The sequence below is a fragment of the Seonamhaeicola marinus genome, assembly GCF_008085455.1.
In genome coordinates, this window is sequence record NZ_VSDQ01000163.1 from 1 (window position 1) to 18192 (window position 18192).

15 protein-coding genes are annotated in these 18192 nt (G+C 33.6%); 6 read left to right on the forward strand and 9 right to left on the reverse strand.

All coding sequences use genetic code 11. The features are described 5' to 3' along the window. Nucleotides 1-243: 243 nt before the first annotated feature. Nucleotides 244-3711: a methylmalonyl-CoA mutase family protein gene (locus tag FUA24_RS01245; protein WP_148539693.1), complete on the reverse strand. Its 3468-nt coding sequence runs from the start codon at nucleotides 3709-3711 to the stop codon at nucleotides 244-246. Between the two features lie 144 nt (nucleotides 3712-3855). Here FUA24_RS01245 and purU point away from each other — a divergent pair, with 144 nt between their 5' ends. From purU to FUA24_RS26055, 3 genes are all read left to right on the forward strand, one after another. After that, the gene (purU, locus tag FUA24_RS01250) at nucleotides 3856-4710 is read left to right on the forward strand and encodes a formyltetrahydrofolate deformylase (RefSeq protein WP_148539694.1); all 855 of its coding nucleotides are present in this window, start codon (nucleotides 3856-3858) and stop codon (nucleotides 4708-4710) included. A 115-nt stretch (nucleotides 4711-4825) separates the two neighbouring features. Next, nucleotides 4826-5548, forward strand: coding sequence for a hypothetical protein (locus FUA24_RS01255; RefSeq protein ID WP_317131917.1), 723 nt, complete (start codon nucleotides 4826-4828; stop codon nucleotides 5546-5548). A gap of 42 nt (nucleotides 5549-5590) precedes the next feature. After that, nucleotides 5591-5926 (forward strand): OmpA family protein, encoded by a 336-nt coding sequence (locus FUA24_RS26055; protein WP_317131918.1) that lies wholly within the window; start codon nucleotides 5591-5593, stop codon nucleotides 5924-5926. Between the two features lie 39 nt (nucleotides 5927-5965). Here the strand turns inward: FUA24_RS26055 and FUA24_RS01260 are convergent, their stop codons facing one another. After that, entirely contained in the window at nucleotides 5966-7087 is a 1122-nt protein-coding gene (locus tag FUA24_RS01260) for a TlpA family protein disulfide reductase (protein WP_148539695.1), read from the reverse strand. A gap of 244 nt (nucleotides 7088-7331) precedes the next feature. Here FUA24_RS01260 and FUA24_RS01265 point away from each other — a divergent pair, with 244 nt between their 5' ends. Beyond that, a complete protein-coding gene (locus tag FUA24_RS01265) occupies nucleotides 7332-8036 on the forward strand; it encodes a DUF4197 domain-containing protein (protein ID WP_148539696.1) in 705 nt (234 codons plus the stop codon). Between the two features lie 42 nt (nucleotides 8037-8078). On the opposite strand, the gene FUA24_RS01270 is transcribed toward FUA24_RS01265, so the two are convergent. Further along, the gene (locus tag FUA24_RS01270) at nucleotides 8079-8582 is read right to left on the reverse strand and encodes a hypothetical protein (RefSeq protein ID WP_148539697.1); all 504 of its coding nucleotides are present in this window, start codon (nucleotides 8580-8582) and stop codon (nucleotides 8079-8081) included. A 79-nt stretch (nucleotides 8583-8661) separates the two neighbouring features. Between FUA24_RS01270 and FUA24_RS01275 the strand changes: the two genes are divergently transcribed. Further along, the gene (locus tag FUA24_RS01275; RefSeq protein WP_246146920.1) at nucleotides 8662-8916 is read left to right on the forward strand and encodes a Lacal_2735 family protein; all 255 of its coding nucleotides are present in this window, start codon (nucleotides 8662-8664) and stop codon (nucleotides 8914-8916) included. Nucleotides 8917-9111: 195 nt separating this feature from the next. Here the strand turns inward: FUA24_RS01275 and FUA24_RS01280 are convergent, their stop codons facing one another. The 3 genes from FUA24_RS01280 to prfA form a co-directional block, all read right to left on the reverse strand. Further along, nucleotides 9112-9900: an ABC transporter substrate-binding protein gene (locus FUA24_RS01280; RefSeq protein WP_148539698.1), complete on the reverse strand. Its 789-nt coding sequence runs from the start codon at nucleotides 9898-9900 to the stop codon at nucleotides 9112-9114. Nucleotides 9901-9972: 72 nt separating this feature from the next. Further along, nucleotides 9973-10794 carry an orotidine-5'-phosphate decarboxylase gene (pyrF, locus tag FUA24_RS01285; protein ID WP_148539699.1) on the reverse strand — a complete coding sequence of 274 codons (822 nt, stop codon included), beginning with the start codon at nucleotides 10792-10794 and terminating at the stop codon, nucleotides 9973-9975. Nucleotides 10795-10858: 64 nt separating this feature from the next. Then, complete coding sequence (gene prfA / locus FUA24_RS01290) at nucleotides 10859-11935, reverse strand: peptide chain release factor 1 (RefSeq protein ID WP_148539700.1); 1077 nt, start codon at nucleotides 11933-11935, stop codon at nucleotides 10859-10861. A gap of 403 nt (nucleotides 11936-12338) precedes the next feature. Here prfA and FUA24_RS01295 point away from each other — a divergent pair, with 403 nt between their 5' ends. Beyond that, nucleotides 12339-12998 carry an ATP-binding cassette domain-containing protein gene (locus tag FUA24_RS01295; RefSeq protein ID WP_148539701.1) on the forward strand — a complete coding sequence of 220 codons (660 nt, stop codon included), beginning with the start codon at nucleotides 12339-12341 and terminating at the stop codon, nucleotides 12996-12998. 51 nt (nucleotides 12999-13049) lie between these two features. Here FUA24_RS01295 and FUA24_RS01300 read toward each other — a convergent pair whose 3' ends face one another. The 3 genes from FUA24_RS01300 to FUA24_RS01310 all read right to left on the reverse strand — a co-directional run bounded on the left by FUA24_RS01300 (nucleotide 13050) and on the right by FUA24_RS01310 (nucleotide 18018). After that, complete coding sequence (locus tag FUA24_RS01300; protein WP_148539702.1) at nucleotides 13050-15608, reverse strand: adenosylcobalamin-dependent ribonucleoside-diphosphate reductase; 2559 nt, start codon at nucleotides 15606-15608, stop codon at nucleotides 13050-13052. A 196-nt stretch (nucleotides 15609-15804) separates the two neighbouring features. Beyond that, nucleotides 15805-16764: a DUF3078 domain-containing protein gene (locus FUA24_RS01305; RefSeq protein WP_148539703.1), complete on the reverse strand. Its 960-nt coding sequence runs from the start codon at nucleotides 16762-16764 to the stop codon at nucleotides 15805-15807. A gap of 75 nt (nucleotides 16765-16839) precedes the next feature. Next, nucleotides 16840-18018: an AIR synthase related protein gene (locus FUA24_RS01310; protein ID WP_148539704.1), complete on the reverse strand. Its 1179-nt coding sequence runs from the start codon at nucleotides 18016-18018 to the stop codon at nucleotides 16840-16842. Nucleotides 18019-18192 lie beyond the last annotated feature (174 nt).

The window sequence follows — 18192 nt, forward strand, 5'->3', positions numbered from 1 at the left end:
GTAACAACTGTCCACTTTATAAATTTCCTTATAGAAGATCCCGAAACAAGTTCAGGATAAGCGATTCACACTCTTTTTGAAGTATCAAAAAGTGGTTCTCTGCCCTTTGACTCTGAATAGGATAAACGTCTTTATTTCGTGTAACAACTGTCCACTTTATAAATTTCCTTATAGAAGATCCTGAAACAAGTTCAGGATAAGCGATTCACACACTTTTTGAAGTATCAAAAAGTGGTTCTCTGCTTACATATTTCGTCTATACTGTCCTCCTACTTCAAATAAGGCTTTTGTAATCTGACCTAAAGAGCAAACTTTACAAACCTCCATTAACTCATTAAAAATGTTTTCATTTTTGATTGCTGCAGCTTGCAGGTTTTTTAATAATACTTCAGTATCATTTGATGCATGAAGATTTTCTAAAGTTTTAATTTGATGTTGCTTTTCCTCTTCAGTGGCTCTAATAACTTCAGCAGGTAATACCGTTGGTGAACCTTTACTACTTAAGAATGTATTCACTCCTATTATTGGAAATTTACCGTTATGCTTTAGGGTTTCATAATATAGACTTTCTTCTTGTATTTTACTTCGCTGATACATGGTTTCCATAGCTCCTAATACACCACCTCTCTCTGTTATTCTATCAAACTCTTGTAATACGGCTTCTTCTACCAAATCCGTTAACTCTTCAATTATAAAGGCTCCTTGCGTTGGGTTCTCATTTTTAGCTAAGCCCAACTCCTTGTTTATAATTAATTGAATGGCCATAGCTCTACGCACAGATTCTTCAGTTGGCGTAGTAATAGCTTCATCATAGGCATTGGTATGTAATGAGTTGCAGTTATCATAGATGGCATAAAGCGCTTGTAATGTGGTTCTAATATCATTGAAATCAATCTCCTGCGCATGTAAACTTCTCCCTGAAGTTTGAATGTGATATTTTAACATCTGAGCGCGTTTATTGGCGCCGTATTTATCTTTCATTGCTTTTGCCCAAATGCGTCTTGCCACACGACCAATTACGGCATATTCTGGATCTAAACCGTTTGAGAAAAAGAAAGATAGGTTTGGACCAAATTTGTTGATATCCATACCTCTACTTAAATAATACTCCACATAAGTAAATCCGTTAGACAAGGTTAAAGCCAACTGTGTTATAGGGTTTGCTCCGGCCTCAGCGATATGATACCCTGAGATAGAAACCGAATAGAAATTCCTAACATTATTCTCAATGAAATACTCTTGTACATCTCCCATTAGCCTAAGCGCAAATTCAGTCGAAAAAATACAAGTGTTTTGGGCTTGGTCTTCTTTTAAAATATCTGCTTGTACAGTACCACGAACCTGTGCAATGGTATCTCTTTTTATGCTTTTATAAACATCTTTGGGCAGCACTTGGTCTCCCGTTACTCCCAACAACATTAAACCTAAACCATCATTACCTTCTGGTAAATCACCATTGTATTTTGGTCTTTCTTTACCTTTATAAATGTTCTTTATTTTAGCTTCAACTTCAGCTTCAAGCTTATTTTCTTTAATATAAACTTCACACTGTTGGTCTACGGCGGCATTCATAAAAAACCCTAACAACATTGGCGCAGGTCCATTAATAGTCATACTAACCGAGGTTTTAACATCTGCTAAATTGAAACCAGAATATAGCTTTTTGGCATCATCTAAACAGCAAATACTAACCCCTGCATTTCCTATTTTCCCATAAATATCTGGTCTATGATCTGGATCATTTCCATAAAGTGTTACACTATCAAATGCTGTAGATAATCGTTTTGCAGGCATTCCTTGGCTCACATAATGAAATCTTCTATTCGTGCGTTCTGGTCCGCCTTCTCCTGCAAACATTCTAGCCGGATCTTCTCCAACTCTTTTAAATGGATACAACCCTGATGTATATGGAAATTCTCCTGGTACATTTTCTTGTAATGACCAACGAAGTACATCTCCCCAGGCACTATATTTAGGTAATGCTACTTTCGGGATTTGAATATGAGATAAGGATTCTGAATGTGTTTCAATCTTTACTTCTTTATCTCTTACTTTAAATGAATAAATTGGTGCCTTATAGGTCTTAACTTTAGAATCCCAATTAGTTATAAGCTCCCAATTATGAGCATCTAAGTTCATTTTTACGCGGTCAAACTCTTTAAATAAAAGCTGTAGAAGTTGGGTGTTCTCGTCAGTCGTTTCTCCTTCTTTAGGAATACTATTTATTTTGTTATTATGAACTTGATTCAGAATCTCATCTGTATTTAACCCTACTTGATTAAACAGTGAAGCATTTTCATTAGAAATCTCCCCTACCGAACAAATGGTTTTGTAAATACCATATAACCTTTGAGCAATATCAACCTGATCATTTACCCTTTTATCATACCCTCTATTATTATCCGCAATTTCAGAAAGGTACCTAGTTCTTGATGGAGGTATAATAAAAATCTTTTCACTTAAATTATATGAAAGTTTAAATGACGATTTTAAATCGACACCCGTCTTCTCAACCAAAGCATCAATAACCTTTCTATACAGGGTATTCATCCCTGGGTCGTTAAACTGAGAGGCTATTGTACCATACACTGGTAGCTCATCTTCTTCTGCGTCCCATAAATTATGATTCCGTACGTATTGTTTTTTAACATCGCGTAAAGCATCTAAAGCACCACGTTTATCAAACTTGTTTACAGCTACTATTTCTGCAAAATCAAGCATATCAATTTTTTCTAGCTGAGTTGCCGCACCAAATTCTGGAGTCATAACATACATTGGTAAATCACAATGCTCTACAATTTCAGATCCAGATTGCCCTATACCAGAGGTTTCTAAAATAATTAAATCGAAATTAGAAGCCTTTAAGACCTGAATAGCCTCGTCAATATGTTTTGACAGCGATAAATTTGACTGACGTGTAGCCAAACTGCGCATATACACTCTAGAATTATTGATAGAATTCATTCTTATTCTATCCCCTAAAAGAGCACCCCCAGTTTTTCTTTTTGAGGGGTCTACTGAAATTATACCAATCGTTTTTTCCGGGAAATCAATCAAAAAGCGTCTTACCAATTCATCTACCAAAGATGATTTACCAGCACCTCCTGTTCCGGTAATTCCTAAAACCGGTGTATTAGATGCTTTAGATGTAATGGTTTCCAACACGTTGCTTGAAACTTCAGGGAAGTTTTCAATTGAAGAAATTATGCGAGCTATTGCACCATGATTCTGTTCCTTTAACAAATCAACCTCATTAGTTAATGCATCGCCTATAGCAAAGTCTGATGTTTTTACCAAATCATTAATCATTCCCTGTAATCCCATTTCTCTACCATCATCTGGAGAATAGATTCTAGAAATACCATAAGCCATTAAATCCTTAATCTCATCAGGAAGGATAACACCGCCACCACCGCCAAAAATTTTGATATGGCCAGCACCTTTTTCCTTTAATAAATCAAACATATATTTGAAGTACTCATTGTGCCCTCCTTGGTAAGATGTCATACAAATAGCATTTACATCTTCTTGAATAGCTGTATTAACAACTTCTTCTACACTCCTATCATGTCCCAAATGAATAACTTCAACACCTGTAGCCTGAATAATTCTTCTCATGATGTTTATAGACGCATCATGACCATCAAACAAAGATGCGGCGGTTACAACTCTAATATTATGATTGGGTTTATATGGATTTACTTGATTCATTTTAAAAAAAATACCGATTTTAGGCTTGCAATTTAAAAAATATTCAAAAAAAACTAAAATTTATGAATTATTTTCAAAAAAGCACTAAGAGTTAGTTCAACTAATTTTTTGCCTTAATTTTACCTGCGGAAAATTTAAAGCCCTATGAATAAGATAACTATTTTAATTCACTGCAACGACAAACCTAATATTATTGCCTCTGTTACAAATTTTATTGCTCATCAAAATGGTAACATTGTATATATAGATCAGCATGTTGATAGAGAACAGAACATCTTTTTTATGAGATTGGAAAGTGAATTTCATTCAGAATCTTTTTCAACTGCAGCCTTTAAAGATGCATTTAAAGGGGTTTTGGCGGACAAATACGAAATGAAATGGCGTATTTATTCATCTGAAGTTAAACCTAAAATGGCTTTATTTATTTCTAAATATGACCATTGTTTATATGATTTACTAGGACGCTTTAACTCTGGAGAATTAAATTTAGAAATTCCTTTTATTATCAGTAACCATAATGACTTAAAACCTATTGCTGATAATTTTAATATTCCTTTTTACCATATTCCTGTTACAAAGGATACTAAAGCTGCTGCTGAAGACGCGCAATTAAAACTATTAGAAGAACACGGCATAGATTTTATTGTTTTGGCTAGATATATGCAAATAGTATCTCCAAAGCTAATTGATAAGTATCCCAATAAGATCATAAACATTCACCACTCTTTCTTACCGGCATTTGTAGGTGCTAAACCTTACCACTCCGCTTACAAACGCGGTGTAAAGATTATTGGAGCCACCAGTCATTATGTTACAGAGGAGCTTGATGCAGGTCCTATAATTGAACAAGATGTTGCTCGAGTAACCCATGCCCATTCAATTCCTGACCTAATTGCCAAAGGTAGAGATTTAGAAAAAATTGTCTTGGCTAATGCTGTTAAACTCCATGCTGACAGAAAGGTAATGGTCTATAATAACAAAACTGTCATCTTCTCTTAACAAGAATTTACCTATATACAGATATTAGTCTACTTTCATAAAATTAATGTGACTTATCATTTTTGTCGGTGTCCTACTGACAGAAATTTATAACCATTAACTAAAATTTAATTTTATGAAAACAAATTTAGTACTTAGTCTTATCTGTGTTTTAGGTTTTAGCCTATTCTCTCAAGCACAGAGTTTACCTAGCAACCCAGAACCTGGGAAATGTTATGTAAAATGTATTACCAAAGATGAATTTAAAACAGTGGAAGAAACTATTGAAGTTTACCCGGCTTATACTAAGCTAGAGGTTGTTCCTGCAACTTACCGTACTGTTGAGGAAAAAGTATTAGTAAAAGAAGCTAGCAAAAAGTTAGTTTACGTACCTGCTGTTTATGAAACTATTGAAGTTCCTTACGTAAAAAGAGAAGGAAGAACAGACATTAGTATTAACCCTGCTTCTTTTGGAAAAGATTCAAGAACGTTTGAAACGTATCCTAAAACCTCTGGTTGGGAATACAAAGAAACTGTTTGTAGTTCTCCAAACAAAGAAGATTGTGTTGTTGCATGTTTTGTTGAGTATCCAGCTCAATTTACTGATGTTAGCTATACTACTTTAGCTAAAGATGCTACAACTAGCAACATCCCAGTAAATAAAGTAGATGCTACTTACAAAAAACGTGTGGTAAAAACGCCTGCAAGAATGGATGAAGTTACTATTCCAGCAGAGTATACTACAATTAAAAGATCTGTAGTAGATGCACCTGCCTCTACTAGAAAAGTAACAGTCCCTGCTAAAACTAAAACCGTTACTAGAACAGTATTGGCTAAAAAAGGAGGTATTACTACTTAGGAAGAAGTTGATTGTGGTTTATTAGATGCCAACGTTTTACCAATTTTTTATGAGCTAGGTAGCGCAAGAATTACTCCAGCTTCTAAAAAGACAATTGATAACACATTATTACCTTTACTAAATAGTAAACCTGTAAGCATAGAGTTAATGTCTCACACAGACTCTAGAGGTAATGATGATTTCAACATGTCTTTATCTCAACAAAGAGCTAACTCTGTTGTTAATTACTTAGTTTCTAAAGGAATTTCAAGAAGCAGATTAATTGCTAAAGGATACGGAGAAACAAGATTAGTAAATAGATGTTCTAATGGTGTTGATTGCTCTGAGACTGAACACAAGAAAAACAGACGTACTGAATTTAGAGTTATTAGTAACTAGAAGATATTAGATCCCTCAAATCACAAAAAAAGCACCTTTTTAAGGTGCTTTTTTTGTGATGTTATAACTAATTAATTCGCTTTTTTCTTTCTGAAGCCTTATGCCATAATTATCATTTAAACTAGATACCATTAGATCATAATACTTAAAGTGAATATCCCAATCGTGTAATTTATAATAGTCATCAACATTCTTTAAAACAACAGGTGTTTCAAGTGCTTTTCCTAGGAGATAACTGATATCCTTTACCGAAAGGTTGTCTGCTTTAATATCTGCTGTCCCAATTAAATATCGCGTTGGGTTATCTGTCCAATCAATTTGAAATGTATCCCATAAGGTGGCGCTACTGAAATCCAAAACATAAACTTCTCCCAAAGACTTTTTAGTTTTATTCTTTAGCTTCAATTTCCTTACAATGGTATCAGACATATTTCTGAAACCTCTAGAATTCTTTTTAAAATATAGGCTGTAAAATTTATTATCTTCTTCTTTAACTTTAACTTGATTAGAATTTACCTTCCAACCATAGGCCAAAATCTCATTTAATCGTCCTTTAATTTCCACATAATCTCCTTCATTTTCTATTTGCAAACCATCATTTTCAACATTAACAATTTCCTTAAACTCAAAAGCCTTCTCTGGCGTGTATTGTTCCTCATTTACAATCTCATATTTTAAAACCTCAAAAAAGGCACTATAATCTGAACGTGTTTTATATTTTCTTAAATAATTATTTATGTCATGAGATTTTAAATCCGCAGGATGTCCTTCCCAAATTTTTGCACCATTGGCATTTAATAAAACACCATATGGCAAGCTATGCACCTTATACTTTTTAAAAGTTTCACCTTCATTATCAATTGCGGCCGTAAGCTTTAAATCATGTTTCTTTAAAAACGCTTTAACCAAATCTGGGTTTTCTTGAGAGAGTGAGACAATATGTAAATCATTTGGGTATTCACTTTGTAAAACTGTTAAGTATTTTGAAGCACTAATACATGGGCCACACCATGTTGCCCAAAAATCTATGAAATATAATGAAACTGACTCTTGACTCGCACTTTTAGACATTTGTATTTGTTCCGAAAGTTTTATTTGAGAGAACCCTATCAATGAACAAAATGCCAAAATAAGTGAAGTTATTAGTTTTCTATTTTTCATGTTGGATTAATTTCTTTTGATACAATTATAACAAATATCATGCTAAGTGTAGTCCTCTATCATTGAAATATATCTAAATGTGACCAATAAAAATTTACTGTGTCTTAATAAATACAAAGCGTTTAGAAAACATATAAAACGATGGTTTTTTTTGAAGTAAGACATCGTCTCCCTAAGGCATCATTCTCTCAGATGCCTTTTTAATTTTATAATTTTTTAAATTTACATCATAAAATATAAACCCATGACAAAAAAACTATTTGCCCTATTTTTTATTCTTAACCTTACTTCATGTGCGGAATTGCAACAGGTGGTTAATCAACTTCCTCAAACAGGAGGTATTAGTAATACAGATATAGCCTCTGGATTAAGACAAGCTCTTGATTTTGGTATTGATAAACAAGTTACAAAACTGACACAAAAAGATGGGTTCTATAAAAACGAATTGGTTAAAATTCTTTTACCTGAAGAACTACAAAAAGTTGATAAAACTTTAAGGGATATAGGTTTGAGCAAATTAGCCGATGAAGGCTTAAAAGTATTAAACCGTGCTGCTGAAGATGCTGTAAAAGAAGCTACGCCAATTTTCATTGATGCTGTTAAAGGCATTACCTTTGCCGACGCTAAAAGTATTCTTCTAGGTAATGATGATGCTGCCACACGATACCTTACTGGAAGAACTGAAACCGCTTTGTACGCTAAGTTTAATCCCGTTATTAAAAACTCCTTTAGTAAAGTTGGAGCTGATGATATTTGGAAAAACCTTATCACGAAATACAATAGCATACCTTTAACCAAAAATGTCAACCCAGATCTTACGGATTATGTCACCAATGAAGCGCTTAAAGGTGTCTACACAATGATTGCTGTTGAAGAGAAAGAAATAAGAACAAAATTATCTTCTAGAACCACGGATTTATTAAAAAAAGTATTTGCTCTACAAGATTAAAAACAACGTATTTTAATAAAGTATTTAAACCGAATAATTTTATTATTCGGTTTTTTTATACAAGCCATCAAAAGCAATAGTTGTTTGTTTTCCATCTGTAATGGTTTCCCAATACTGTCTTACTGTACCATCACTATTTTTTGTCCAAGTAACTACATGCTGAACCGATTGCCCTTTTGCATTTGTTTCTAAATCTGTTTTTAAAATCATCTGGTTACCAGTTCTATTACCTTTTAAATGTAAAACACCACCTTGATTATCTACCCAAATTTGCTCCCATTGTTGCTTTTTTAAATTGTAGAAGCTATTGCTTGTTCCTGTAAAACCGCCTTTTGCGCTTTTCCAATTTTCTCTTATAACACAGTTATTTTGAACCTCTATGATACTATTATACCCAGCAACGGACTCGTTTTTATTAAAAACTTCCCATTCCCCAACCCAAAAATCAAATGCATCATGATTTTCCGTACAACATTTGCAGGAGTTATTTTGGGTGTATGAGCTTAAAGAAAAGAGTAACAATAATCCTAAAACTAGATTTTTCATGATTTTAAATATTTTAGTTAGCTACTTAAATATAATTTAAAAGCAAAACATCTGTAAACGCATTAACAAAACATTAGCGATGTATTTTAAATACTCATTAAAATTCCTTATATTACAGGTAATTGATGCACTCAAAATGAGAAGAGCAGATTTAATAAAAAGTCGTCAAAAAGCACTCAACAAACGATACAAAGAACTTGTTGAGCAAGCCTACAATTTAAGACAGACAGACTCTGCTTTAAGTGATTTCTCTGAATTTAATGCCCTAAAGCTTCTAGACCAAATCAATAAGCTTAAATACCTTTCTAGAGAAATTACAAACCCAACTTCTTAAATTTTAGTAATTCTTTAACTATTTACTTACATCCAGATTACGTTTAGTCACGTAATTTAAGGTATAAAAAGAACGTTATGAATAATCATTTTTGCAGAGTGGGTAAAATAAAACCCAACCTTAGTAAGGTTATAAACCTTAAAGAAATCGAAGAGACAATTGCTAATTTTGTAGACGATATTAGCAAGGTAGAGTTTAACAAAGATTTAAATAAAGCTGTTTAAAATATTTAAAGGCTTTAGTTAATCTAGACCCGTACCAAGAAAACATTTCCCCATCTACTAGCACCAATTTTGCATTGGGGTAGACTTTTTTTAACTCATTTTTATGGACCTCTTTAAATGGGTATGGTTCGCTGGAGAGTAATACGATCTGTACCTTCTCATTAACGCTTAATTGAATTTCGGGATATCTATCCTCCTCTCCGAAGCAATTGTTAAAGTTATTAATTTGTAACATGTAATTAATAAAGGTATTATTTGCTGCTACCATCCAAGGGTTTCTCCAAATAAAGTATACTGCATTTATCTTAGGCTTATTAGAAATAAACTCAGCAAAATCTTGGCTTTCTCTTTTAATAGTATTGATGATATAGACGGCTTTCTTATTTACATTAAATAAATTACCATATTGCTTAATGAGTTCAAGACTATCATTTAGTGTAAAAATATCTGAGACATGAACTGGACATATAGATTCACATGCTTCAACAATATCTTTTGTATTCTCCTCTTTATTACAAAGAATAATATCTGGCCGTAATGCTTTTACTTTATCTGTATGAATCTGCTTGGTACCACCAACAATAGTTGCTTTACTTTTTATATGAAGTGGATGTACACAGAACTTGGTAACGCCTACTATCACCTCTTCCAGACCCAAATCACAAAGTAACTCTGTTTGACTTGGCACCAAAGAAATTATTCTCCGCGGTGTTCTCTCTAAAGATATAGTTCTATTAAGTTGATCTTTAAACTGTGTCATTGCAAAGAAAATTTAGAACGTATTGGGACATTATATCATATACACAAAAAGATTCCCATGTCGTTATCACTCCTAGGAATGACGCCCCAACTCAGCTTTCATTTGCTGCTGAAGTTCTTCTGCCTTAATAGCTGCTGCTTGTGCAAAATCGGTATCTTTTGAAGCGTAAATAATTCCTCTAGATGAATTTATTAGTAGTCCAACAGAACCATTCATCCCATATTTACACACGTCTTGAAGGTTTCCCCCTTGAGCACCAACCCCTGGCACCAATAAAAAACTATCTGGAATTATTTGTCTTATATCAGCAAGGTATTCAGCTTTAGTAGCTCCTACAACGTACATAAGATTCTCAGAATTATTCCAAGTTTTAGAGGTTTCTAACACTTGTTTATACAACTCCTTACCATTTACTGTTTTCGTTTGAAAATCGAAAGCGCCTTGATTTGATGTTAAGGCCAACATGATCGTATGTTTATTTTCAAAAGCCAAAAAAGGCTCTACCGAATCCTTGCCCATGTATGGTGCTACAGTAACAGAATCAAACGCTAAATCTTCAAAAAACGCTTTAGCGTACATAGTACTTGTATTCCCAATATCTCCACGTTTAGCATCAGCAATAGTAAAAATTTCAGGATGCTTTTCGTTTAAATAGGTAATCGTCTTTTCTAAAGCTTGCCAGCCTTTAATGCCATATGCTTCGTAGAAAGCTGTATTTGGTTTATACGCCACACATAAATGATGTGTTGCATCTATAATGGCTTTGTTAAATGCGAAGATAGGATCTTCTTCTTTTAAAAGATGTTCTGGAATTTTATTTAAATCTACATCTAATCCTATACAAAGAAAGGATTGTTTTCTTTTTATCTCTGATACTAATTGTGCCGTTGTCATTCCTATTTATTTCAATACAAACATTTACATAAAAAGATTCCCGCTTTAGCGGGAATAACAGAAATTATATTGTTTCATCACTAGCCTTCAACTTCTCAGTATTTTCAGCTAGCATTAATTCATCTATTATCTTTTGAATATCTCCGTTTACAATATTCTGCAAGTCATATAATGTTAGACCAATTCTATGGTCTGTAACACGCCCTTGCGGATAGTTATATGTTCTAATTTTAGCACTTCTATCTCCAGAAGTCACCATACTACCACGTTTAGCCGCATCTGCTTCTTGCTTTTTGGCTAATTCCAAATCATACAATCTAGAACGTAATACTTTAAATGCCTTTTCTTTATTCTTGTGCTGCGATTTTTGATCTTGACACTGTGCCACTAATCCTGTTGGAATATGAGTTAAACGCACTGCAGAATAGGTTGTATTTACAGACTGTCCTCCAGGACCAGAAGAACAGAAATAATCAATTCTTACATCTTTAGGATTAATTTCCACATCAAACTCTTCGGCTTCTGGAAATACCATACATGTTGCAGCACTGGTATGAACACGTCCTTGGGTTTCTGTTTGCGGTACACGTTGCACACGATGCACCCCTGCTTCAAATTTTAAAGTTCCGTAAACATCTTCTCCAGAAACTTCAAATTGAATTTCCTTAAAACCTCCATTGGTACCTTCACTAAAATCTACAGTACTTACCTTCCAGCCTCTTCCTTCGCAGTATTTGGTATACATTCTAAATAAGTCTCCTGCAAAAATACTAGCTTCATCGCCACCAGTACCAGCACGCAATTCAACCACGGCATTTTTAGAATCTTCAGGGTCTTTTGGTATTAAAAGCACACGAATTTCTTCCTCTAGTTTTGGAATACCTTCTTTAGCTTCATCCATTTGCATTTTGGCCATTTCAACCATTTCAGCATCACTACCATCGGCTATAATCTCTTCGGCTTCTGCCAAATTATTGGTGAATTCAATGTAAGCTTCGCGCTTATCCATTAAAATTCTAAGATCTTTATACTCTCTATTTAGTTCTACGTAACGCTTTTGATCTGAGATAATATCTGGTTGAATGATTAAATCACTAACCTCATCAAAACGTTGTTTCACTATTTGTAATTTCTCTAACATCTGCCTCTATTAATTGGTGACCAAAAATACGATAATTTATGAATTTTGAGTAAGGCACTTCAATTCTATTCCCAATATTTACAGAATATTTTTGCCTAAAGCACGTTTCTAATACAACTATGCAACAACTTTTTTCAATATTTATATTCTACAGGCCATTTATTCTTTGGTCTTTTGCAATAAACGCGTTGTTTTCCTTTATGAGAATTGAACCTATCATAATTGTAATAACTAAACTATTTCTTGTTGGTTTTTTATGGTATTTTACCAATGAAACCACTGCTAGAAGAAAACTTACATTATACAAAAACCTAGGCATCTCTACCTTTAAATTGTTTTCCTTTATATATCTTATGGACATATTATTAAGTTTACCCTTTCTTATAATACTTAATGAATTTGTATGATTTTAGAAGCTGATAGCATTGAACTTTATTTTAAGAACAAGGCAATTTTAAATGGTGTTTACTTAAAAGGAGAAACAGGTAAAATAACAGGAATACTAGGTAGAAATGGTTCTGGTAAAAGTTGCTTATTAAGAATAATTTTTGGCGATTTAAAACCAAAATACAAACTCATTCGGTTAGACAGTAAACCTATTTTAAAAGCACTTTTCACAACAAAAAAAGTACATTATTTACCGCAATACAACTTCATCTCTAAGTCCTTAAGGTTAAAAACAGTATTTCAATTATTTGAAGTGAATTGGTTTGATTTCATCATTGAATTTGAGAGCTTTTCTATTTATAGAAGTACCAAATTCGGTGATTTATCTGGAGGCGAACGAAGAATTGTAGAAATCTATTTAATACTGAAAGCTCCAGGACAAATCATTTTATTAGATGAACCATTTAACGGTGTTGCTCCTATACATATTGAAAAGATTAAAGACCTAATTAATCGAGAAAAAAATCAGAAAATTATAATTCTTACAGATCACAGATATTCTGAAGTTATTGATGTTTGTGACAATTTATACCTTATAAGAAACGGATGCACCAAATTGGTTGATAATTTAAAAGAGCTAGAGGATTATAATTATTTAAGTATGGGTACACTTTAAACAAAAAAAGGAAGCCATTAAGACTTCCCTTCACTTCAGGTTATTTGATTGCTAACCACACTTAGAAGAACCGCAGTCCTTACAAGTTAAACAACCTTCTTGGTAGATTAAATTTTCAGAACCACAATTAGAACAGGTTTGCCCCTTTGCTTTTGTTCCATCTGCAACATAACGTTTAAGAGCTCTACCAACACCGTTTTTCCACGTGTTAATAGATTCTGTATCTAACTGCAGGCTATTAATTAAGTCTACAATTTTTTCAATTGGCATACCATGACGTAGTGTACTAGAAATTAACTTAGCATAGTTCCAATACTCTGGATTGAATTTATGCGATAACCCTTCAATGGTAATTTTGTAGCCACGTTTATCTTTATACTGAAAATCATATCTGGTTGCCCCTTTTTCATCTTTATTTTTAATGATAAGTCCGTTATTAACCCAACGTGGAATTAAAATACCATCTTCATCATCTATTAAACCTGTAAAAATCTCATAGGGTTTCTCTTCAATTAGACCAATAAAAGCAATCCACTTTTCTTTATTATTTTGAAAACGAACAACATCTGCTTCTAAAGTTTGTGGACGTTTTGTTGGAAACGGCGTTAACGTATCTGCATGGGCTTCTTCTTCCTTTTTCTCGTCATTGGCTATTAAAACACCAGAACGAGATCCATCTCTATAAACCGTTACACCTTTACAACCAACTTCCCAAGCTTTTAAATATAAGTCACCCACCAATTCTTCACTAACATCATTTGGTAAGTTTATAGTAACACTTATGGAATGATCTACCCACTTCTGGATAGCACCTTGCATACTCACTTTGCTTAACCAATCTACATCATTAGACGTTGCTTTATAATATGGTGATTGTTTTACTAATTCATCAAGCTCTTCTTGCGAAAAATTTTGAGTGGTATCAATACCATTAACTTCCATCCATTGCTTAAATCTATGATGAAATACTACATATTCCTCCCAAGAATCGCCAACTTCATCAACAAAATCTACACGTACATCTTTATCTCCAGGATTTACTTTTCGTCTTCTTTTGTAAACTGGTAAGAATACAGGTTCAATTCCCGAAGTTGTTTGCGTCATTAAACTTGTAGTTCCTGTAGGCGCTATAGTTAGTAAGGCTATATTACGTCTACCATATTCCAACATTTCGTAGTATAGCTTGCTATCTGCTTCCTTCAATCTATTAATGAACGGGTTTTCTTTTTCTCTTTCAGCATCAAAAATTGTAAATGCCCCACGCTCTTTTGCCAATGCCACAGAACCTCTGTAAGCTTCAACCGCTATAGTTTTATGTACTTCTAATGAGAATGCATTTCCTTCTTCACTACCGTATTGAATTCCCAATGCTGCTAACATATCGCCCTCTGCCGTTATACCAATTCCTGTACGTCTTCCATCTTCTGCTTTACGCTTTATGTTTATCCATAAGTTGCGCTCAATAGATTTTACATCATCTTGTTCTGGATCGGCATCAATCTTAGCCAAAATTGCATCGATTTTCTCAAGCTCTAAATCAATGATATCATCCATAATTCTCTGTGCATAGGCCACATGCGTTTTGAATAAATCAAAATTGAAAGCTGCTTTTTTTGTAAATGGGTTTTCTACATAAGAGAATAAGTTTATGGCTAATAATCTACAAGAATCATAGGGACACAAAGGAATTTCTCCACACGGATTCGTAGACACTGTTTTATATCCTAAATCTGCGTAACAATCTGGAACAGATTCATTAATAATGGTATCCCAAAACAAGATACCTGGTTCTGCAGATTTCCAAGCATTATGAACAATTTTATGCCATAATTCCTTTGCTTGAATTACTTTAGATGTTTTCGGATTTTCACTAAATATTGGATATTTCTGTGTATAATCTGCACCATCTTTTACAGCTTGCATAAAGGTATCATCTATTCTAACAGATACATTAGCTCCTGTAACCTTTCCTTGCTCTAGTTTGGCATTTATAAAATCTTCTGAATCTGGGTGATTAACAGAAACCGATAACATTAATGCCCCTCGTCTACCATCTTGAGCCACTTCTCTAGTAGAGTTAGAGTAGCGCTCCATAAAAGGCACAATTCCTGTTGATGTTAGCGCTGAATTTTTAACTCCAGAACCTTTAGGCCGTATATGCGATAAGTCGTGCCCCACACCACCTCTACGTTTCATTAACTGTACCTGTTCTTGGTCTATTTTCATAATACCACCATAAGAATCGGAATCTCCCGAATTACCAATCACAAAGCAGTTAGATAATGATGCTATTTGATACGGATTTCCAATTCCAGCCATTGGACTTCCTTGTGGCACTATGTATTTAAAATCTTTGATTAAATCAAAAACTTCCGCCTCCGTTAAAGGATTAGCATACTTCTTTTCTACTCTAGCAATTTCCTTTGCTATTCGGGTATGCATATCGTTTGGAGTTAACTCAAAAATGTTTCCATCGGAGTCTTTAAGCGCATATTTGTTTAGCCACACCCGTGCAGCTAAATCATCTCCTTTAAAATAGTTTAATGCAGCTTCAAAAGCTTGGTCTTGGGAATACGTTTGTGGTAGAGCTTTGGTTAGGTTCTCTTTCATGTAGTTAGTATGTGTTTAGTTCTATATGAATTAAAAAAGTAGACTACAAAGATACCTAAACAAACCACTTATTACATGACAAAAGTCATAAAGTTAGCAAGAAATAACATCTAAAACACTGTTTTTCAATCAAATAAAAATTTATCAACATTAAAAAGTTAACAAATTTTTGAAAAGAATTTTAAATTTAATTTTCTTAAAAATCTACAGCAAAACCAATACCAAGAAACTGTTTCCACTGTATTTTGGCTCCCTCTTCTTCAAATTCACCAGGTACATCTGTTTCTTTTTTAGTCTTTACGTCGTCGTCATAGCGAAGGTGAGATCCAAATCTAGCACGCACGAAACTATTCACTTTAAAATCGAAATCCAACCTCCAATCTAAATCTACATTACCAAAATTATTAACGTAATCTGTATAAAGACTTATTTGGTGTTGCATGTTAATATTTTCTGCAACTTTAGTTTCGTAACTATTATTTATTAAAATACCCAACTCTTTTCTTAAACGCTTACCAGGCGTAATAACATTGCCATCGGCGTCTAACACAGCTGCATCTACACCAAAGGCTCCAGAGTTAGCTAAATCTTCATCTAAAACAAATGTTGCTTTAAGTGTTAATGGAGAAAAATATGCAGAAAGCTTATCTACCTTTTTGCCATATTCCATTCCTCCTCCGAAGAACAAATATCCGGGTGCCATAAACCTAGAAATTGGGTTATCCTTATTCGGATATTTATAACCATTAGCAAATTGAGTTCTAAAATTAAGTTTTGCAGAATAATACCAGTTAGAGGCAACACTTGGCTTATACCCCATATTAGAATTAAACTCTATTAAATCATCTGTTTTTCTTAACTCTCTAGATTCTTGCTTATTTACGCCATACCTTAATACAACATTATTACGCCATGTAAAATACTTATCGCTATAATTTCGAGAAGATTGTAACCCTACAAGACCAGAAATTGAGTTAGAACCACCAGCATTCCAGTTAACAAAAGCTACCTCGCTTAAATCTACTGTAGCTTTGTTTTTTTTAGCCCATTGAGGGCCATCGTATTTTTTAGGTTTTTCTTTTAAATATAAAGAATCGGGCTGGGCATTAGAAAAAAAGAAAGTAAAGCAAACTAAGGTTAATAGAATGTATTTCATTACTATATAAGGTTAGGTTATTTTAAAGTTTTCAACTCATCAATAATCATTCCATTCTAATTAAAAACGAATCTTCTAGTAATTAAACTCACCAAACTCACTTTTAATTGTAAGCTTCTTTTCTTCTGATGCTTCTACTCTTCCAATAATCTGAGCATCTACATTGAATGATTTTGATATGTCTATAATGTCTTGAGCAACTTCTGGCTTAACATACAGCTCCATTCTGTGCCCACAATTAAATACTTGATACATTTCTTTCCAATCTGTTTTAGATTGTTCTTGAATTAACTTAAACAGTGGCGGAATTGGAAATAAGTTGTCCTTAATAACGTGGTTTTCATCAATAAAGTGAAGAATCTTTGTTTGAGCACCACCTGAGCAGTGTACCATTCCATGAATAGCTCCACTATTGTATTTAGATAAAATCTTCTTAATAATTGGGGCATAAGTTCTAGTTGGTGACAACACTAATTTACCTGCATCTATTGGCGCATCTTCAACGGCATCGGTTAGTTTTACTCCTCCAGAATATACAAGATCTTCCGGTACCGAAGCATCAAAACTTTCAGGGAATTTTTCAGCCAGATATTTATTGAATACATCATGACGGGCTGAGGTTAATCCGTTACTTCCCATACCACCATTATATTCTTTCTCGTAAGTAGCTTGACCAAAAGAAGCCAACCCAACAATAACATCACCAGGTTGAATATTAGAATTATCAATAACGTCTGAACGTTTCATTCTTGCTGTTACCGTAGAGTCTACAATAATAGTTCTTACTAAGTCACCAACATCAGCAGTTTCTCCTCCTGTTGAATGTATAGTTACACCATGTTGTTTTAAATCCTCTAGTAATTCCTCTGTTCCATTTATAATGGCAGAAATCACTTCTCCTGGAATCAAGTTTTTATTTCTTCCAATAGTTGAAGACAACATAATATTATCTGTAGCTCCTACACATAATAAATCATCAACATTCATTATAAGTGCATCTTGAGCAATACCTTTCCAAACAGAAACATCTCCAGTTTCTTTCCAATACATATAGGCTAAAGAACTTTTAGTTCCTGCGCCATCTGCATGCATGATTAAGCAATAATCATCATCATTTGTTAAGTAATCCGGAACAATTTTGCAGAATGCTTTTGGAAATAATCCTTTATCTATATTTTTAATTGCATTGTGAACATCTTCTTTTGATGCCGACACCCCACGTTGTGCGTAACGTTTAGAAACTTCTTGACTCATAATATTATAATTGCTGCAAAGGTAAGTGTTTAAAGTAAAAGTTTTAACGTTTTTAAAGCCTGTTTTACTAACAGGTTTTGAACTGGTAATCGTTTTGATATTTTAAAAGTGTACGGTGTTGTTTTATAATCTTTTTCAATCGTCTTAAGTTAAAGCGCAGTAAATAAAAAAACA